This window comes from Mesorhizobium sp. M0870 (genome assembly GCF_040319775.1).
Lineage (GTDB): Bacteria > Pseudomonadota > Alphaproteobacteria > Rhizobiales > Rhizobiaceae > Mesorhizobium.
Genome location: NZ_JAMYOI010000028.1, coordinates 49,494 through 67,940, shown reverse-complemented (window position 1 = coordinate 67,940; position 18,447 = coordinate 49,494). Strand labels below are relative to the sequence as shown.

Sequence of the window (18,447 nt, the reverse complement as noted above, 5' to 3'; positions counted from 1 at the left end):
ACCGCGAGAGGCGATGAGAGCATCCAACTGAATAAATACGGGTGCCAACCTACACCCGACAACGGACTCGTTTCGTTTGGCTCGCGACGGTATGCACGCTCTCTGAAGCCGGATTTTGTGCGCCTGGTGCGGGCGATCCGGAGCAACTGGCCGACCACCCGGATCCTGATCCGGGCCGACAGCCACTATTGCAGTCCGCAGATCATGGATTGCGCTAACGATGTCGACTTCATCCTTGGCGAGGCGCCTACCACGACCCTACGCAAGCATGTCGCGGATCTGGAAGGCCGCTCGCTGGCGCGTTTTGAAGCGTCGGCGAAGACGAACAAGGTCCGCCGGTTCAAGGAATTCCTGGACGGCGCCGCCACTTTGAGCCGCGTCGAGCACTCATCGCCCGCGTCAAGGTCGGCGCCCAAGGGGCCGACAGCCGCTTCATCGTCACCAAACTTGCCGGCGGAATAGCCAAGGCGCTCTACGAGGATCTCTACTGCCGGCGCGGCCGGGAACCACATCAAATCCTGGAAGACGCATCTCGCCGCCGACCGCACATCCTGCACAAGAGCGACGGCCAATCAATTCCGGCTGTTCCTGTATGCCGGCGACGCGGGAAAGTTTAACAGCGCTACGCGCCATCTCCGCATCCATCGACAGCTCGGTCGAACTAGCCCCGCACTCGATGCTGAGAGCCGTCGCAATCAATAACTGTGTGCCAGGCATCCAGCTGGTACCGGTTGCCCGGCGCTGTCTCAGCACAGAATCCCCCCGGAGAGAGCTGATTCATGCGCCATTCAGCCGCGGTCAGCGTTGTCCGATACCCGACAATGTGGATACGCAACATAGCATAATCTGATCCACAGTTGTTTTAAATGCTTTTTTGTTTTGGCACGCTACATGCAGGCTATTCGAAAAACGATCTGAGGAGAAGTCGTCTCATGGCTCCGAAAAACCGCTGACTTACGCCACCACCCAAGGCGTACCCGGCCCGGCAGCGAGCTCAGTCTCCTGCCGGGCATTCGGTTTCACCCCTGGCGTTCAGAAGTTGAAGTTGGGCGGCGTCAATGTCCGCGGCGAATGGAATATGAGAAGGCAATCTCAAACGGTCTCGAGAGGGATTTCCGACGGCATTAAGAAGCGCTGGATAGACTCAGCGCCCAGTGGCGAGGAACTCGTCGTCGAGGAGTTTTTGTCCAACGATGCGATCGTGGCATCGGAAAACATCGCCGGCATGGGCGACCGCAGCCGGCGTCTTCCGTTCCATCGGCTGATCGAGTTCGGCGCCGTCCGTGAGCTTACCGGCAGCTCGGCCTTCGGGGTCTTCTCGGCGAGGAACGCCTGGTCGCTCGCAAGCTTGTCCTCCGTCAATGCGCCCTCTTCGCCCGACAATGCAGACGCTTGTCTCGTCGACAGATACATCCAGCCAGTATACTTCAGAATTGCGTCTGCATCGGTCGCGGAGCCGCCCGCCCGCTGCGCGTCGAGCAACGATACTGCGTTCCCGTATTCGGAGATCGCTCGTGCGATTGCCGGATCTGCGAACCGCGCAAGCAGATGGTTCAGATGCCGCCCATGCAGAGATATTTCATTTCGAGGTAATCCTCGAGCCCATGGCGGGAACCCTCACGCCCGATACCGGACTGCTTGATCCCGCCGAAGGGTGCCGCTTCCGAGGACATGCGTCCGGTGTTGATGCCAACCATGCCATATTCCAGGGCCTCGGCCACATGCCAGACACGCTTCAGGTTTGAGGCATAAAAATAGGCGGCAAGCCCTTAGATCGTGTCGTTGGCCTCACGCACGACCTGATCCGCATGTCGAAGCGAATGATCGGCGCCAACGGCCCGAATGTCTCCTCCCGCGCAAGCGCCACCACGCTGGAAATCTCGGTGAGGACCGTTGGTTCGAAAAACGTGCCATCCTTGCCGATGCGATTGCCCCCGCATCGAATTGTGCCGCCTTTTTCGACTGCATCGGCGATATGGTGTTCGATCTTGGCCTGAGCATGCTTGTCTATGAGCGGTCCGATGTCGTGGTTCCGTACGCGCGGCAGTCGGCCTCGACCATTTCCGAAACGAGCTCATCGAAAGTGGTCTTCGGCTTCCAATCGAGCTTGGTGGCCGCCTTCGAGGCATCGCCGATTAGCAGGTCAACCTCGGTCGGACGGAAATAACGCTTGTCTATCCGGATCAGCGCCTGGTTACTCCTGCGTTCGCGGCCCACCTCGTCAACGCCTTCGCCTTCCCAGACGAGCTCCTTTCCGACCCGCCTGAAGGCAGCCTCGACAAAGCTGCGGACCGAATGCGTCTCGCCGGTCGCGAGCACAAAATCGTCAGGCTCCTGGTGCTTCAGGATGCGCCACATGCCCTCGACATAGTCGCACGCCGAGCCCCAATCGCGCTTTGCCTCGAGGTTTCCGAGATAAAGGCAGTCCTGCTTGCATCGCAAGCGTTCCGGCGATGCGTTGAGAAACTGGGCGGATCGCCTGATGGAGACCAAGCCCTTCAAGCTTGTCGCCGTGGCGACCGCCAACAAGCTCGCCCGTATCGTCTTCGCACTTATGAAGCGACGCAACACACTATGCCGGCACACCGGCGTAACCACACCATCGGCAAAGGCCGCGAACCGGAATCGAGGGTGACAATGACGTGATGGGAACAGACGAGGATAGATCCTGAACGCCTGCAGCATAGTCGGAGCTTCGAGCCGCTCTCTTGATCAGGCCAAAGGATCAGCGGATACCATCAGGGCCAGCAGTCACAAGACCGCAGCAACAGGCCGGAGACATGACCGCACCCGCGACCATCCCATCGCTGAAAACAAACCCTTGATCAGCGGGCGCCGTCCAGACATGACTATTTTGTATTGCTCGACGGACTGCCTCTGTCGTCGTGGCGCTGCCGTGTAGAACCTGGCCCATAGTGACCCCTTCCATTCGGAAGAAAATAATGCACCATCAAAGCTCGGGACCAAACACCTCTAGAGTGCCATTCAGCTTTTTTGTTTCATTGTAGACACTCCAGCTGAAATGACGCTCTTGACCCTGCCGCTCTGAGCGCAGCACCCGTGGCAGGCGGCGCTTCCATCGTTCACTTCGCGGCAAAGGCCGATGGCGCCTGAGGAAGTGATGAGGGCCGCGCAAACCAAAAACGTTTGCCTCGCGGCTTCGGTCCTCGGCCCTTGACTAGTTGGCGGCGATGTACAGGGATTTCCCGAGAGCCTACGTCGACCGTGAAAAGGCCTACAACTGCTGAGTGAGAGGAGGGACGCTTGGACGAACACGATCCGAAGGAAGAGCTGATCGAGACGATTTTTCGCAACGGCACAATCACCGTCGTCGGCATTCTGCTTGCCTTTTCGCTCGGCTTCGTCACGCATTGGGCGGCGAACCCCATGCCATGGCGGCTCTACGACCTGTTCGCCGTTGTGCCGATCCTGGTCGGCATCGCGTTGCAGTTGCGGGCGCTGTCCCTGCTACTCGACATGAGTTCGTTGCGCCGACCCATCTACGAACGCGCCAACCGCATCTTCATGGCCGGCCTCATCCTGACCGCGTGCGGCGTCGGGCTGGCCATCCTGCTCGATGTCTTCTCAATGTCGGTGAAGGGCACGCTGGCCGGCGCTTGATGGCCTGTCGCTGCGCTTTGGAGCTGCCGCAATCGGCCGACGCGACGCGTCAGATCCGAGGGTTTCTAGTGATTTCCCCCAAGCAGCGTCAGCCTTCTTCCCGAAGAACGCTTTCTCTAGATTGCATTAGCGGATGTTTAGAGCGTCTCGGCTTGCCGGAAATTACGTCTCGGTGGCATAACCCGCATAGCTTTTAGGGTGTTGCCAGGAAGACCGATTCGCGGGCGTGGATGGATAATGCATTGCGTCAGGAAGAGGATCGGCAGGTTGCGTGCGCGCATTGCCGAACTGGAGCGCGATCACGTGGCGATTACACCTCAGGGGCGCCATCGGCGTTTCGAAGCCGGACATGAACTTCGCAATGCGAAGTGCCGCCTGAAGCGTCTTGAGGAATGCATCGCTGAAATACCGGAGAAATGTGGCCGTTAGCGCAAGCTTCGCCGCTCTCAATCTTTGCCACGCGGTCGGCTGGTCGGCGGGGAACAGTTGCCGATCGTGCGGGTACTCTGTCCGGCAGAGACGCAAGGTTCTGCACTGTCCGTTCATGAAGACTTCGTGCTGGTCTCCACAAGAGGAGTATTCTGGTGCAGAAGGTGCCCGATTAGCTATCGGAAAAAAGGGGACATCGACGTGCAATCGGGCGCCGCAGTGAGGCGCCCCCCCCCCAATGTCGGACTTCCGACAGGATCGTAAATCCGCCAACCCATTGTTTAATAAAATTTCCTTCTTTGGCACGGCCCATGCATGGGACTCTGCGAACGCATCAGCGAGACGTCGTCCATGATCATGCGCACCGAAAATGCCGTCGCCGCAGTGAAAACCGCGCTCTCGCCTGCCATCAAGCCGCCGAAACGCCGGCGCGTCATGGTCGAGTCAGGCGATTGCGCCGGCTTCAAACACCTTAGTGGGCCTGGAAAGCTCCTCGCGTGACGGCGAGGGGGGGCATCCAGACGGGCGGAAAGGACAAACGTCGTTGCCCCACGTCGCCGGCATCGTCGATTGTCACCGCGCTGGAATGCGCGGTCTACATGCGAAGACCCGAACGCGCAGAACAAATTCTCGCAAGCCCGGTCGGGACTGGGGCTCGAAGTCCGTGAGCGGGAGGCTAATGGCTATGGCCGATATTCGCCGCGAACAAGCCGCCTAGTGGGAAGGCGCTATAGGAGGAAGCAGGTGGAGTTATCTTGCGTTGGGATCGGTGCTGGCCCGTCCAATTTGAGCCTTGCGTGTCAGATACACGAGCAAGTTGGGAAAGGGGCAGTGTTCCTGGATCGGCAGGTCGACTTCCGCTGGCATCCAGGCAGCGCATTCGATTCCTCGGAGCTCCAGGTCAGTCACTTCAAGGACCTGGTCACTCTGGTGAATCCGCGATCAGCCTACACTTTCGTAAACTTCCTGCACGAGAACGGGCGTCTGTATCACTTCCTGAACGCACAGTTCGAAGCCGTGCTCAGAGTGGAGTTCGAACAATACCTGAACTGGGTCTTCCACAGGAACCCACTTGTGCGTGGCGGCGAGACAGTGCGCGAAATCCGCTTTGACGGCGAGTTTCAGGTGCGGACGGATAAGGCGGTTCTCGGCGCCAGAAACGTTGTGGTCGGCATTGGCAAGCAGGCGCAAATTCCGCCTCAATTTCAGGGCTGGATTGGACGCAACTTGTTCCACTCATCGGTTTTACTGCACATCCACCCTGAGGTGCGGAGAAAGCATGTCTGCGTGGTCGGCGGAGGCCAGTCGGGAGCCGAGGTGATGTTGCACCTTGTCGGCCTGCCGAACGAACGGCGGCCTGCCTCGATCACTTGGGTCTCGCAGCGCGAAAACTATCTGCCTCTGGACAACAGCCCGTTCACAAACGAGTTGTTCATGCCCTGCTTTTCGGATCGCTTCGCGGCGATGAGCGAGTCGCAGCGTAAGCTGCTCCTGCGGCGTTTCGTGCTTGCTTCGGACGGCATTTCGGAAAGCACGTTGCGCGCGATCTATCAGGCGCTGTACCGCCATGCATTTTTCGAGCCAAACCGATGCGACATCACACTGCGGCCGGGCTGCACCGTCTCGCACTGCATCAACGCCGGACCGGGTCACAGGCTGACTCTGCAGCATGGCATGGACGAGGTCGAAGAAGTCACGGCTGACATCGTCATCCTGGCCACCGGTTACGAGAACGCGGTCCCAAGCTTGTTGGAACCGATCATGGGCCGCTTGGAGCAGATCGACAATGAATTAGCTATTCGCGAGGATTTTTCGGTGAGCTGGGACGGACCGTGTGACAGACGCATCTTCGTACAAAATGCGAGCCTCGGGCAGCGCGGCCTGGCCGATCCGAACCTAAGCTTGCTGGCTTGGCGCGCGCGTCGCATCCTCGATAGCCTACTTGGGCGCGCGCCATGCGCGAACCCCGAGCATCCTGGCTTCATCACTCATACCTCGATCGAGAGCTGGCCCGACCACGCAGCCGAAGAAATGGGCAGTGGAATATGACTCGTATGCTTTTGATCATCGGCGGTGGCATCCTAGGAATGATGCCCGCCTGCGCTGCGGCGAACCCCGGAGGCTTCTCCGATATCATCGTGACCGACCAAGCCCTTCGACCAAGCGGCGCATCGCATGACTCTGGGGGCGTGCATTTCCCCTACGGTTGCCAAGGCCGTACCAAGTCGCTCACTGGAAAGACCGCCGTGGTCTTGGCGGCCATGGCTGGGTCGGCAGGTAGCGGATGGTGCCGGCCTTTGGCGATGCGTGTCGTGGTTGAACCGGGTGAAGCGATTGATCCGGCCCAGTTTGCGGAAGGGCCCCTAGACCCGGCTGAGCCTGACATAGGCAGTCTCGCGCCGAGCTTCTGCGGACAATATCCGCCGGAGCGGAACGCACTTAGCATCGCCTCCCTCATCACGTGAGTCCGTCTCTGTGGACCCGCAACTTGATCAGCGCCCGACCGCCCTAATTGGCATGTCCAACCAAACCAGTGTTTCCAACAGGAGGCTTTTCGCATGTTGACTGACGCACAAAGAGAAAAGTGGCAGAAGGACGGATACGCCAGGCTCGAAAGGTTCTTCGATCCAGCGGCTCAGGAAGACATCTCTACCTTTGTCGAAGATATGTCACGCTGGGCCGTCAGCGATGATAAATGGCTCATGTGGTTCGAGAAGACGACGGACAATCGAAAGATCACCTCCAAGATGGAGAATTTTCTCGACTTCCATGATCCATTGCGTCGTTTGCTCTTAGAAGATCAGCGCATTAAGTCAGCGGTCGAGGAGTTGCTTGGCGAAGATTCGCGCAGGCTCAAGGAGTTGCTGATTTTCCACTACCCCGACAGCGGCGGCTATCTCCCGCATCAGGACATTTATCACATTCCACACAAACTCCCGGATCGGATGGTCCATGCGGTGGTTGCCATAGGCATCGACGACTCCGACGAGGAAAACGGCGGGCTTTTCTTCAGCCCCGGCAACCACAAGAAGGGGGTGTTTCCCATGGATGCCGGTGGGGTGATCGACCCTCAAGTTGCCGAAAAGTTCTCCTGGGAACCCGTAGTATGGAAGTCTGGCGACATCTTCATCTTCGACGATTACGCACCGCACTACTCACGACCGAACAAAAGCAATCGTTCTCGGCGGACACTCTACTTGGTGTTCCAGCGTGCTTCAACCGGCGGGCCGACCCGCGCTGAATATAACGTGCTTAAGCGCGCCCTTAACCCGCCCGAGGGCAAAGTGGCCGATCTCGACAATCTCAAGCCCCCAAATGGCATCTTCTATCGCGATTGAGCTCACGCAGCCAGGCGGAGGCATGCACACGAAACTGATCGACCGCTCAAAATGCGCGGACGGTATGGACGTCTGATTTGCGGGCTCGCGGAGCATCGACCGCAGCCCGTTACGACGCTTTGGCACGTGGATTGCGGAGGTGGTCGCAGGCGGTCTTCTGTGCGCCTACAGCCCGACTAGTGCCCCGCTTGGTCGCCCGCTTGCCGGCCCAGAGCTGCACTATCCTGGCCGGGTCGCCAATGGTCGGGCTGCCGTTTCTCTCCACGAATTGCACGGGAGGCTGTTGCGTTGGCAGCCGAAGGTCCGTCCCACTCTTCAACAGCTTAGGTTCGTTGTCATGCGCAAATACACGTTTTCTCGAACGGAACTGTCGCGGGCGTTCGGTATCGACACTGCCACGCTTGGAACGGGCAGCGCTCGCACGGGGTTTTCATTCGGAAAGGTTGGACCCGGCGTCACATCCGAGCCCCATCGGCACGACGAGATCGAGGCGTTCGTGTTCCTGTCAGGATCGGGCAAGGTCAGGACCGACCTTGGGGAAATCTCGGTCGAGGCCGGCGATGTCGTTCTGTTCCACCCTTTTGAAGCGCATGTTCTGCGGAATGACGGCAACAAAGATCTAGATTTCGTTGATGTCTACTGGCGAGACGGCGAGGCCGCCCTTGATGCCGCTGCAAAGACCACGACCCCACGCGGCCCAATCTTCGTCTTCTCCACGCCGCCAACGCCAAATGGCGATCTGCATCTGGGGCATCTTTCTGGCCCCTTTTTCGGCGCTGACGTCTATACTCGTTTCCTGCGCATGAAAGGAGTCGAGGCCTATCACCTGACCGGAAGCGACGATTACCAGAGCTACGTCGCGACACGCGCCGATGCCGATCAATCCACTCCTGCAAATGTGGCGCGCTACTACGCCGACGAGATTCGCGCCACGCTTGCACTTCTCGATTGTGAAGTCCACAGCTTCCAAGCCACAATCGGCGATGACGGTTACGGCGAGTTTCAAGCCGCCTGTTTCCGCAGTCTTCTGAGCAGCACGGCGATAGATCTACGCCAGAGCCCTGCGCTTTTCGATGCCGTGACAGGCCGTTATCTTTACGAACCGGATGTTAGCGGCCTCTGCCCCGATTGCGGCGGATCCGCGGGTGGCAACATCTGCGAGGAATGCGGCGCCCCAAACCTTTGCCACGACCTGCGTGCAGCCCAATCACGGCAGTCTGCCGAGGCGCCGGTGGTCGGCTCCCTCCGCCGTCCGGAACTTGCCATGGACCAATGCTACGACAATATCGACCGGCATCTAAAGGCGTCGGGCGTCCCGCTACGGATCTTGGATCTCTTCGCGCGCCTTCGCCAACGCGGCGACTTTTCAGTGCCCATTACCCACCCCTCGGACTGGGGCCTGCCGGCCGAGGGGTTCCCGGGGCAAGTGATCTGGGTGTGGCCGGAGATGGCATTCGGTTTTCTGTACAACATCCAGGCGCTCGGCCGCTCGGTGGGTCGCGACTGGAAGGCGGAGATGCCCGGCAACGACTGGCAGATTGTCCATTTCTTCGGCTTCGACAATTCGTTCTACCACGCCCTACTCTACCCCGCTCTTTACGCCGAGGTCTTCTCCCACTGGACGCCACGCATCCGCTATCACGTCAACGAGTTCTACCTGCTCGACGGCAAGAAGTTCTCAACCAGCTGCCGCCATGCGGTCTGGGGCAAGGACGTTCTGAGCCCAAAGACAGTCGACGTCGTGCGCCTTCATTTGGGCCTGACACGCCCGGAAGGTGAGCGGACGGATTTCACGCTGGACGCACTGCGCTGCACCGAGAACGAGGTGTTCCAAAGCATCTGGCTGAACTGGCTTGAGGCGTTGAACAAGGAAATCAAGCACGATTTTGCCGGCCGTGTACCCGATGCAGGCGACTGGAGCCCGGTCGACCGCGCCTTCTTTGCTGGCATAGAGATCTATCGCGCTGCGATGGAGCGCGCCTATTCGGACGAAGGCTTCTCGGTTCGGCGCGCGGCCACTCAGGTCTGCGAATTCATGCGCGATTGCGTGATCTACCGCGGGGCACGAGACTTTGCGGCGGCGCGACGTTTCTATCCCGCCCGCAATCGGACTTCGCTAGCCCTTCAGACGACGGCCGCTGCGATCCTGGCACCGACACTCGCTCCGCTGATACCCCGCTTCGCCAAAACGCTGGCGCGAGGCATCGATGGCGCCTCAACCGAAAAATGGCCCCGGTCCGTCCAGCGCCTTGCGCCCGGGACGCGCTTTGATCTCGGACCCGTGTTGGTGTTCTACGCCAAATCCGGCAATCCTCATCTCGATGACGAGGAAACACTATGAGCCCAAAGGTGCACCAGTGAGCTGTCCCCATCTCGACCAGATCTGCGCGGCACTCAAAGCCGACGATGCCAAATATCTTGACTCGCTGTCACTGGCGAGGAAGCCGCTCTGAACGGTAGAGACTAGATTAGCTGACCTGAACCAACGCGTCGTCAAACAACCCTGGCCCGCCCCTTCAAGGACCGCTCGGCCGATCGCTTCCCAGCCTTGCTGTTCGTGCCGCAAATGCCGTGTGGGCTCGACTGCGCTGACCAACCTCTGCGGCATCGGGATTTCCGTCCTCCAGCCGGTCAAGGCTGTCATTCGGTTCGACCCGCTCGGTCAACCTGGCGCGCCCTGGACCGTGCGCCGATCACCAATGTGGATGCGAATGCCGCGTGATGGTACCTTCGATTCTGTCCGAGCATGTACCGGCGCGGCAGTCAGCCGAAGAACAGCTGAGCTACTGATTACGATGGCTTGGTGCACAAGCTCCAACCAGACCGCGCAACGACAGCCCGTCGCCTGAGGATAGTCGGCGAGGGCCGCCAAATCGCAAGCGTATCCTCCGTCGCATGCGCGCCGTCTTCGCCGAAAATGCAGACGCTTGTCCTCGTCGAGAGATACCTCCTTTTAGGGGCCTCCTCAGGATTGCGTGTTTGCTCCGGTGCGGACCGCCCCTCAGTTCCCAATCGAGGAGCGATTCTACAATTCACAAGTTTGGAGGTCGCTCGCTAGGTAACTCGTCTGTGAACCCTGCAAGCCGATGCTTCAGATGCCGCCCATGCAGAGGTATTTCATTTCGAGGTAGTCCTCGAGGCCATGGCGGGATCCCTCCCGCCCGATGCCGGACTGTTTTATCCCACCGAACGGCGCCGCTTCCGAAGACATCCGGCCGGTATTTACCCCGACCATTCCATATTCCAAGGCCTCGGCGACACGCCAGACACGCTTCAGGTTAGAGGCATAAAAATACGCCGCGAGGCCGTAGATCGTTTCATTGGCATCACGCACGACCTGATCCGCATCGTTGAAGCGAATAATCGGTGCGAGCGGCCCGAATGTCTCTTCTTGCGCCACGGTCATCTCGCTGGTGACACCGGTCAGGACCGTTGGTTGGAAAAACGTGCCATTCGTGCCGACGCGTTTGCCCCCGCATCGAATTGCGCCGCCTTTAGCTACGGCATCGGCAATATGGGATTCAATCTTGGCCAAAGCCTGCTTGTCGATGAGAGGCCCGATGTCCACTCCGGGGGCGAAACCGTCACCAACTTGAAGTTGGCGAGCCCGTTCCACGAATTTCTCGACGAACTCGTCGTGAACGCGCGACTGGACGTAAAGGCGGTTCGCTGAAACGCAGGTCTGGCCGGCATTGCGGTACTTCGCCTGGATCGCACCGTCAACCGCGGCATCGATATCGGCATCATCGAAGACGATGAAGGGTGCATTGCCGCCGAGCTCTAGGCTGACTTTTTTGATCTGGTCCGAGCACAGGCGCATAAGTAAGCGCCCGATCTCAGTAGACCCGGTGAAGCTGATCTTGCGGACCTTGGGATTTGTGCAAAGTTCGCGGCCGACCGCGTCACCTTCGGACGCATAGATCAGGTTGACGACGCCTTCGGGGAAGCCTGCCTGATGGGCGAGGGCGAACATTGCTCCAGCCACGAGCGGCGTCTGTTCAGCGGGCTTGAGGACAATCGTGCAGCCCGCCGCCAAGGCTGGCGAGATTTTGCGCGCCACCATCGAGGCCGGGAAATTCCATGGGGTTATCGTGCCGACCACCCCGATGGGCTGCTTGATCACCAGCATTCGGCGGTCCGTCGATGGTGCGGAGATCGTCTCGCCATAGACGCGATTTGCCTCCTCGGCGTACCATTGCAGATACGCCGCAGCATGCGATATCTCCGATTTGGCCTCGGCAAGCGGCTTGCCCATCTCCGCGGTGAGAATTGCAGCGAGATCGTCGGCGTGGTCGATGATCAACTCATGCCATCGCCATAGAACATCGCTGCGCTCACGTGCGGTAAACCCTGCCCATCCAGGCTGCGCGACATAGGCCTTCTCGATTCCAGCGCATGTCTCTTCGACTCCCATGTCGGGTAGTTCTGCCAGCACTTCGCCGGTCGACGGGTTGAGAACCTCGAATGTCCGCTCGCTAATCCGCGTGCCAAGTGTCGGCAGGCGATCAATGGATCGAAACAGGTCAGGGGATCTCAGGTGACGGGTCATCGGCAGGCACAGGGGCAATCGGTTTCCTCCTCAACGCCAGGCGTATATAGCAGGTTCGGTGTGTAGTCCGGACGTCCAAGCTCCTCATAGGACCTCGGCCAGACAGCTAGCAGACCACGGTTGCCAACTGGAAAGGGAGAATACCTGAATTCGCTAGAAGATGCCTCGCGGTTCTACTAGTCGGGCTCGGCCGGCGGTTGCGCGCGGGCAGGTCTGGCCCGCGCACAACCCTGCCAAAGGTCTTCGCGGCCAGCGCCTGGTTCTACGTGCCGGCCACGTTCGGTCGGCAATATTTGTTGTAGATCGTGAATGCGTCGGTGCCGTTCAGCTTTTCCATCTCCCGCATCCAGCCGTTTGACCGGAATGCGGTAGGGCTGATTTGGCCGCAATGTCGTGTTGACCTCCTCGTCCAGCAGACCTGCGGGTTCGTCTCTCTGCGCCAACGGCGCTCCTCCAGGATCACATTTCGCTCGGTCTTGATATCATCCTCGTTGAGGATGAGGTTGAACATGCGATCGCTCGAAGCCCATCATCTCGCCCAAAACGAGTCATAGGCGGTGAGGGCGTTATTGTAGCCGCCGCTGACTGAGACGGCTCGGTCGAACTCGCTGCCGGCGCGGTTGGTGGTCGCCTTGAAGATCAGACGCTCAAGGAAATGGGCAAGTCCGGATTTGCCGGGTGGCTCGTCGGCGGTGCTGACCTTGTACCATGTGAGTGACGACTGGCGCGCGGTGATCGGGGATGTCGACCCATGCCATTGCCGAGCAGGAAATCCGCGATCTTGCCGCCGTCGGTGGCGGCCAGAGCCGGAGCGGTCGTCACCAGGGCCAGGGCGGTGGCAGTGAACGCCTTGCGCAGCTAGGGGGGCGATCGATGGCTCCGTTTGGCAAGGCAAAGGGTTCGAGGCAAAAGTGATTTGTTCCTCATTTTGATGAACGCGCTGTGTCTTCGCCTCCCCGTGGGAGGATCAGCGGGCAGCGCCGAGCCAGATGAATCATGGGCCCAGGGCTCACTCGAGCCTCACCTTCGGATGGACCCAGGAGACCTGCGGCGGTGTTCTTGGCGAGGTGGTCATTGGAGGGATTTTCCTTGGTCCGCTACGTCTTGCGGACAACCAGGCATGCACCGTGCCAGATCAGAAAACCATTGGAGGCTGTTGACAAATCGGGCTCTGCCATGTTGCGCATCCGACATTGTTGGCGATCGAACAGGGCTGAAGGCGACGCGAGCACGCTGAGAATATCTTCTTCCTTCGGAAGACGGTCAGGCGCGCTGCCGGGGAGGGGTACAGGATGCGCTTCGAAGGCCGCTGCACCGACGGTCAGAATTGAAATGTTGTCGCTCCAGCGGACCGATGTCCTCGACAGTCAGACCGGGCGGTGCTGAAGGGTAGAGGCGTGAGCAGCGTAGCTAAGTGGGCGCGCGGAGCCAGCTCGCGCGCGAAGACGGACCTGAAAAAAAACGGCGGGTGGCGACATTCGCGAGGCGCTGGAAAACGAGGTCGTAGGACTGGGCGGGAAAAACGATGCCGTTGCTCTCTTCTGGCGTGATGGCCTGCCGCGAGGCCGTTGAACGTAATGAGTTGCTGCGGGAAGGGGAGTGTTTTCGCGGACCTTGGTCAACGTAAGAAACAAACGTCGAGCTCGCCTTGGATGGGGGCATGCAGCACATTTGCCGCTGCAGGACAGCAGCACGGAAGCTGTCCGCGCTTGCCGTCGTCCCTGGGCACCAAACAGCAGAATTTAGCGGTCGCGATTGATTTCATGTGCGTAAAATACCGCCTGGTGCGCTCGGCTGCAAATGCATGCCTGGCGGAGTGGTCGCTTAGGTCAAGAGCATCGCGTGAGTAACAGCCTGACCTTGCTCAATCTGATGCGCGCTAACCGCCTCGCCGGATTGTGGAACTGCTCGCGGGTGGCTTCTACCACAAACAGCAAGGTCATGAAATCAAGCAGGAAGTCGTCAATCGCTTGGGCGATTGTTTCTGACTTGCCCTTGAACTGGTCCAGCAAAACGCGCGCGCTATCGATCGCTTCCACGCTGGTCGCATCGATCAACCCCTCGACCCTCTTGAAACAATCCAAATCGAAACTCCTTCATGCGCTTGCCAAGCCGTTATGCTCGAAGGCAGTTCCGTGAACTACCCGGCCTTTGACCTGCGGCACGAGCAGCGGTCGGCCTTACGTCCCGTGCCTCCAAACACGAGCCACCGACGTGGCGCTGAGGAGCGTTGGAAGAAATTGGGCGCTTCCGGCCACGCTCGAGCGGTAGTGTAGGACAGTGCTTGCTGGCGGCTACGCCCACAAAGGAGTGCGCCAGCTGATCGGGGCTTAACAATTTTTCGCTTTTTGCTGCGCCCAACTCTCGGCTATGACTCGGACAGGCCTACTGGCCTGCCCACGTTGCATTGTAAAAGAAGGAACAAGTATATGCCGACTGGAACGGTAAAGTGGTTCAACAGCACCAAGGGGTTTGGATTTATCCAGCCCGACAATGGCGGTCCGGATGTTTTCGTCCACATTTCCGCTGTCGAACGCGCGGGCCTCTCGACCCTCGCTGACGGCCAGAAGATCAACTATGAGATCGAGCAGGATCGCCGCACTGGCAAGTCCTCCGCTGGCAGCCTCAGCAAAGCTGGTTGAAATTTTCTCCTGCGTCCTGGCAAGAGTAGGCACGTAGGTCCTCACGGCCGCTCGATGGGACCGAGCAAAAACTGAGGGCAGCAGATTGCTGCAGGCGTCGCGAAGTCCTCATGAAACAAAGTTGTTTGAAAGGAAGGCGGGGTTGGCCCCGCCTTTTTATATGACGCGCAGATTAAGCCGATGGCTGCAACGCTCCAGAACGAATCTCGATTGCCGAAATCAAGCCGCGACCTTCTTGCGGGTTCTCTTCGTCGGCGCAGGCTCCGGCGCTTCCGGCGCCTTCGGTTTGCGGCCGAGCCCCATCGTCTTCGCCAATGTCGAGCGCGCCGCGGCGTAGTTCGGCGCGACCATGGGATAATCCGCCGGCAGGCCCCATTTGGCCCGATATCCATCCGGCGTCAGCCCATAGTGGGTCGACAGATGGCGCTTTAGCGATTTGAATTTCTTCCCGTCCTCAAGGGAGATGATGTAGTCCGGTGTCACCGATTTCCTGATCGGGACTGCAGGCGTAAGAGCGACCGGCTCTTGCGCAGAGACACCTCCGGCCGTCGCTCTCAGAGCCGCATGCACTTGGCCGATGAGGGCAGGGAGATCCCCCACCGGGATCGGATTGTTGGAGACATAGGCCGACACGACATCGGCGGCAAGCTCAATGAGGGTGTCGACGTTTTTTCCGGCTTCTTCTGTCATGAAACTCTCCAGGCGGTGAAACATAGTCAGCGAAGCGTCGCTTCATAGGGCCGGTTGCCGCCGAAAGCAATAATGTCTCGACAGCGTTATTGCCAATGCTCGTCCAGAAGCGACATCGATGCGCCATATTTCCCGTCGTGACGCTGAGCCACTCGTTGTTGGCGACGCTGCCGAGGTGCGTGACGCGTCCCGGCTGTAACTTTGCGTCGAATTTGCTAGTAGTCTCGGGCCTAAGCGCGGTATTTTTGTCTCGGTATTACTTCTTTGGACTGTGAAATCGAGGGATCGTGATCGCTTGCTGGTGGGCGTCAGGGACGATGGACGTTCATTGGCAATGGCCAAATGTAAGTTCATCGCCCGGTGAGCCGCTCTTCCAAGGGGCTGGGAACCGCCGCTGGTAACCAAGGACATCAATGTATTTCGAGGCGTTTCTTAGCCGGTCCTCGCTGCGGACGACACCTGTTCCACGATATCGAACAGCGCGGCGACACAGGCAGCTTCTCGAATCTGGAGCGGCTTCTCGCAAGTTGGCGCCGCGCCGAGAGGCCGGGCAAGGACAGTGCGTCGCCTGCTTCAATCATACGCGTCAACCAGCCAGCGACGCTGTCCCATACGAATCCCGCGACCGGCCGTGTGATCTCGCCGGTAGTCGCCCCGGCCCTCTGCACGAAGCCTCGGGATGTGCTGATGATCAACCAGGCCACAAAGGTCGACGTCCTGAAGCAGGGATCACATGAGTTTGCCACTATGCGCAGGCTTGCCATGCGCTTCCGCGGCATTTTGCGGGGCCTGTGAATTGGGCGAGCTCGACACTTCGATCGACGTGGCGTCAACTCCGGGTCCGTCGCCATCACGCGTTTCGGTCGGGCCCTACGCCGTGACGCTGACGCCCTTCGCGATGCCATTGAACTACCGTGGAGCAACGGCCAGGCGGAAGGGCTGATCAACCGCCTGAAGACGATTAAACGTACCATTGGGCAGAGCGGGCTGCGAACTCATTAGGGCACGCATGCTGCCACTCAGCCGGCCTGATCACCACACAAAGCGAGGAAGAACCTGGTCAAGTGCAAAGCGACAATTGCCTCGACAGCGGGTCCCGGAAGGTTTATGCTGCCCAATGTTACCGCAATCCGGAATGTAGATTGAGTACCTTCACGAGTGAAGGGAGTGAAACTTCTTTGTCGGCCAAATTGTTGACGGAACGCCCGGCGCCCATTGTAGCTACATGTCTAGATTCTTGGGGCGTTTTGGATGATGCGATCCACCATCTCACTCCAAAGGGCAGTGGAATCTGGAACAATGTCGCTTTTGTTCGCACGACATCCTTCGTGCCGGATTGGCATATCGTCTTTAACTCTGCTTCTCTTTTCGGGCTCCCTGTTGATATCGAGGCGAGCCCAAACAGGACAATTTTTGCAATCGGCGAACCGCCGACGAAAGCTCATCGCGCGTTTCATGAAGGGCAGGGGAAAAATACTATCGTCCTGACGTGTGACGCAGAGCTGGCTGCTCGGCAGAATGCAGCGCGCCGATTCGTTTTGTCTCCACCTATCACTCGGTCTTGGTCTGTAAACAAGACATATGACCAACTTCTGGTCAGCGAAGTCGTGGATAAGCCGCTTCGGCTCTCATGGATTACCAGTGACATCGCCCTGCTTAAAGGACATCGATATCGGCTGGCGTTTCTGGAACGGCTGAGAAAGGAGCTCGATTTTGACCTGTTCGGCCGAGGTTTTCGGCTGATTGGAGATAAATGGAACGCACTCGCACCTTACCGTTACAGTATAGCGTTCGAGAATACTCGTGCTGATTACTACTTTACAGAGAAGCTTATGGACTGCTTCGTTGCTGAAACAATGCCGATCTATTACGGCAGCCCGGCAATCACGAGGTTCTTCCCTTCGGACTCTATGGTTCTGATTGACCCAGAGGACAAGAACGTAATCCCAAAAATTCAAGAAATCATCGACTCGGACCTCTGGAAGGAACGTCGCGGCGCAATAAGAGAGGCGAAGCGGTTGGTCCTCGAGAAATACAATACGTTTGCTTATCTCGCGCGCTTCATCGAAAGCGTTCAGGATAAACCCTTACCGCCGGAAATTATACACATCGATTCGCCTGAGGTCGATTTTGGAACAGACGAATGAAGTACTCCAACGCTCGCTTCGCGTGCCCGGCGGTCGGTGGTCTGGCGAGATCGGTCCGGAAACGCTCGGCGGAGAATGCCTGCTGCGCAGACGGGCCGGCACGGGCGCACGAGGTCATGCGCCCCCGGCTGCCGCTGATCAGACGAACTGGGGAAGGCCAGGAACGGAATTGAGGACCTCGTCCACGAGTTCGTCGCCGGCATGTTCCTTGGCGCAGGCGATCGTCTCGTTGGCGAGGCCGGCGATCTTTGCCATGCTGAGACCCTCACTCATCAATTGCTGGCCGAGCCCCATAAGGCCGCCACCCTCTGGGTCGTCGCCATGATACTTCGCTACTAATTCCGAAGCTCCCGGAATGGCCTCGATCATGCGCGCAACGGGACCGTCGGCCGCGTGGCTTTGCAGGAAACCCAGCATTAACCCAACGCCCTTCTCTGCGAGAGCCGGGCCGATGCCGACACCAGTGGCGATGCGCGGTAAGAATTCTTCCATGCAGGGTCTCTCTCTCTCTCTCTCTCTCTTTGAGGAGGTTTACACGGGGTCGGTCCGGCGCCCAGCGCCCTTGGCCGAACCACAATTGAACTCCACAAAAACAGGCCGGCGGAAGTGCTATTGCGCGTAAAGCCGCCTCTGTCAACGCAAGCTCCGTCGGACGTGCGTGTTTCGCAAACCGAAGATCATTCCAATTCACATCATTAATGGCAACCGCACAGTTTGCGGTGGCTCGCTTATGGGCTAATGCCCCGCGTCCGTCAAATGATGACGACAACGTGGTCATCGCCTAGGATCTGTGGATCAAGGTGTGAGGCAGTTACAGCCGGTGGACCTGCTCAAGCGCCGCGCCGCCACAAGGGCTAGATTGGCGATACTGCGCGTATTGGCCATGTCTTTCCTCGCGTGATGGGATGTTCGTAGAAGCGGAGCTATATGTCGGTGTGACGATCGACAAGGCGGACCGGCTATTCCGATAGGACATCCATACTGTCGCATAGACCGTCGCTGCTTAGGTATTGAAACCGCCATCGCTGGTG

Annotated in this window: 16 protein-coding genes and 3 pseudogenes; 10 read left to right on the top strand and 9 right to left on the bottom strand. The window is 58.9% G+C overall.

All coding sequences use genetic code 11. The features are described 5' to 3' along the window. Positions 1-117 precede the first annotated feature (117 nt). Together NKH97_RS26960 and NKH97_RS26955 are read left to right on the top strand one after the other, a co-directional pair. Positions 118-702 (top strand): annotated as a pseudogene (locus tag NKH97_RS26960) (transposase). Positions 703-1,078: 376 nt separating this feature from the next. Beyond that, on the top strand, positions 1,079-1,642 hold the full coding sequence (locus NKH97_RS26955) for a DUF1403 family protein (protein ID WP_352799143.1): 564 nt from the start codon (positions 1,079-1,081) through the stop codon (positions 1,640-1,642). Here the strand turns inward: NKH97_RS26955 and NKH97_RS26950 are convergent. Continuing rightward, positions 1,554-2,023: pseudogene (locus tag NKH97_RS26950) on the bottom strand (aldehyde dehydrogenase family protein); the annotation flags it as partial. The gene NKH97_RS26955 and the pseudogene NKH97_RS26950 overlap by 89 nt on opposite strands. Then, on the bottom strand, positions 2,008-2,685 hold the full coding sequence (locus NKH97_RS26945; protein WP_352799137.1) for a GDP-mannose 4,6-dehydratase: 678 nt from the start codon (positions 2,683-2,685) through the stop codon (positions 2,008-2,010). The pseudogene NKH97_RS26950 and the gene NKH97_RS26945, both read right to left, overlap by 16 nt. A 579-nt stretch (positions 2,686-3,264) precedes the next feature. Here NKH97_RS26945 and NKH97_RS26940 point away from each other — a divergent pair. Beyond that, entirely contained in the window at positions 3,265-3,621 is a 357-nt protein-coding gene (locus NKH97_RS26940) for a hypothetical protein (protein WP_352761181.1), read from the top strand. A 162-nt stretch (positions 3,622-3,783) separates the two neighbouring features. On the opposite strand, the gene NKH97_RS26935 is transcribed toward NKH97_RS26940, so the two are convergent. Then, a complete protein-coding gene (locus tag NKH97_RS26935) occupies positions 3,784-4,167 on the bottom strand; it encodes a hypothetical protein (protein WP_352799136.1) in 384 nt (127 codons plus the stop codon). A gap of 234 nt (positions 4,168-4,401) precedes the next feature. Between NKH97_RS26935 and NKH97_RS26930 the strand changes: the two genes are divergently transcribed. The 4 genes from NKH97_RS26930 to NKH97_RS26915 all read left to right on the top strand — a co-directional run bounded on the left by NKH97_RS26930 (position 4,402) and on the right by NKH97_RS26915 (position 9,729). Then, positions 4,402-4,551, top strand: a complete 150-nt coding sequence (locus NKH97_RS26930; RefSeq protein WP_352662646.1) for an iron-sulfur cluster assembly accessory protein — start codon at positions 4,402-4,404, stop codon at positions 4,549-4,551. A gap of 216 nt (positions 4,552-4,767) precedes the next feature. Then, positions 4,768-6,099: a lysine N(6)-hydroxylase/L-ornithine N(5)-oxygenase family protein gene (locus tag NKH97_RS26925; RefSeq protein WP_352799135.1), complete on the top strand. Its 1,332-nt coding sequence runs from the start codon at positions 4,768-4,770 to the stop codon at positions 6,097-6,099. Between the two features lie 509 nt (positions 6,100-6,608). Further along, positions 6,609-7,388, top strand: coding sequence for a phytanoyl-CoA dioxygenase family protein (locus NKH97_RS26920; RefSeq protein WP_352799134.1), 780 nt, complete (start codon positions 6,609-6,611; stop codon positions 7,386-7,388). Positions 7,389-7,725: 337 nt separating this feature from the next. Continuing rightward, entirely contained in the window at positions 7,726-9,729 is a 2,004-nt protein-coding gene (locus NKH97_RS26915) for a class I tRNA ligase family protein (protein ID WP_352799133.1), read from the top strand. A 750-nt stretch (positions 9,730-10,479) separates the two neighbouring features. On the opposite strand, the gene NKH97_RS26910 is transcribed toward NKH97_RS26915, so the two are convergent. From NKH97_RS26910 to NKH97_RS26900, 4 genes are all read right to left on the bottom strand, one after another. Next, positions 10,480-11,955 (bottom strand): NAD-dependent succinate-semialdehyde dehydrogenase, encoded by a 1,476-nt coding sequence (locus NKH97_RS26910; RefSeq protein ID WP_352799132.1) that lies wholly within the window; start codon positions 11,953-11,955, stop codon positions 10,480-10,482. A gap of 244 nt (positions 11,956-12,199) precedes the next feature. Further along, entirely contained in the window at positions 12,200-12,448 is a 249-nt protein-coding gene (locus NKH97_RS33355) for a hypothetical protein (RefSeq protein ID WP_502897096.1), read from the bottom strand. Positions 12,449-12,466: 18 nt separating this feature from the next. Beyond that, complete coding sequence (locus NKH97_RS33350; protein ID WP_502897095.1) at positions 12,467-12,832, bottom strand: insulinase family protein; 366 nt, start codon at positions 12,830-12,832, stop codon at positions 12,467-12,469. A gap of 934 nt (positions 12,833-13,766) precedes the next feature. Next, positions 13,767-14,021 carry a hypothetical protein gene (locus tag NKH97_RS26900; RefSeq protein WP_023671853.1) on the bottom strand — a complete coding sequence of 85 codons (255 nt, stop codon included), beginning with the start codon at positions 14,019-14,021 and terminating at the stop codon, positions 13,767-13,769. Positions 14,022-14,366: 345 nt separating this feature from the next. Between NKH97_RS26900 and NKH97_RS26895 the strand changes: the two genes are divergently transcribed. Next, on the top strand, positions 14,367-14,579 hold the full coding sequence (locus NKH97_RS26895; protein WP_023679670.1) for a cold-shock protein: 213 nt from the start codon (positions 14,367-14,369) through the stop codon (positions 14,577-14,579). Between the two features lie 219 nt (positions 14,580-14,798). Here the strand turns inward: NKH97_RS26895 and NKH97_RS26890 are convergent, their stop codons facing one another. Then, positions 14,799-15,269, bottom strand: coding sequence for a Ros/MucR family transcriptional regulator (locus NKH97_RS26890; RefSeq protein WP_023783325.1), 471 nt, complete (start codon positions 15,267-15,269; stop codon positions 14,799-14,801). Positions 15,270-15,670: 401 nt separating this feature from the next. On the opposite strand from NKH97_RS26890, the pseudogene NKH97_RS33345 reads away from it, so the two are divergent. After that, a pseudogene (locus NKH97_RS33345) lies at positions 15,671-16,314 on the top strand (transposase); the annotation flags it as partial. A 97-nt stretch (positions 16,315-16,411) separates the two neighbouring features. Continuing rightward, positions 16,412-17,416, top strand: a complete 1,005-nt coding sequence (locus NKH97_RS26885; RefSeq protein ID WP_352799131.1) for a glycosyltransferase family 10 domain-containing protein — start codon at positions 16,412-16,414, stop codon at positions 17,414-17,416. A gap of 138 nt (positions 17,417-17,554) precedes the next feature. Here NKH97_RS26885 and NKH97_RS26880 read toward each other — a convergent pair whose 3' ends face one another. Next, complete coding sequence (locus tag NKH97_RS26880) at positions 17,555-17,908, bottom strand: hypothetical protein (protein ID WP_352720646.1); 354 nt, start codon at positions 17,906-17,908, stop codon at positions 17,555-17,557. Positions 17,909-18,447 lie beyond the last annotated feature (539 nt).

Bases quoted from the DNA above. Each gene is read 5' to 3' on its own strand.
- NKH97_RS26915 (WP_352799133.1), top strand. From the start codon at position 7,726: ATGCGCAAATACACGTTTTCTCGAACGGAACTGTCGCGGGCGTTCGGT.
- NKH97_RS26895 (WP_023679670.1), top strand. From the start codon at position 14,367: ATGCCGACTGGAACGGTAAAGTGGTTCAACAGCACCAAGGGGTTTGGA.
- NKH97_RS26945 (WP_352799137.1), bottom strand. From the start codon at position 2,685: ATGCTGCAGGCGTTCAGGATCTATCCTCGTCTGTTCCCATCACGTCAT.
- NKH97_RS33355 (WP_502897096.1), bottom strand. From the start codon at position 12,448: ATGTTCAACCTCATCCTCAACGAGGATGATATCAAGACCGAGCGAAAT.
- NKH97_RS26880 (WP_352720646.1), bottom strand. From the start codon at position 17,908: ATGGAAGAATTCTTACCGCGCATCGCCACTGGTGTCGGCATCGGCCCG.
- NKH97_RS26930 (WP_352662646.1), top strand. From the start codon at position 4,402: ATGATCATGCGCACCGAAAATGCCGTCGCCGCAGTGAAAACCGCGCTC.
- NKH97_RS26955 (WP_352799143.1), top strand. From the start codon at position 1,079: ATGAGAAGGCAATCTCAAACGGTCTCGAGAGGGATTTCCGACGGCATT.
- NKH97_RS26920 (WP_352799134.1), top strand. From the start codon at position 6,609: ATGTTGACTGACGCACAAAGAGAAAAGTGGCAGAAGGACGGATACGCC.
- NKH97_RS26935 (WP_352799136.1), bottom strand. From the start codon at position 4,167: ATGAACGGACAGTGCAGAACCTTGCGTCTCTGCCGGACAGAGTACCCG.
- NKH97_RS26890 (WP_023783325.1), bottom strand. From the start codon at position 15,269: ATGACAGAAGAAGCCGGAAAAAACGTCGACACCCTCATTGAGCTTGCC.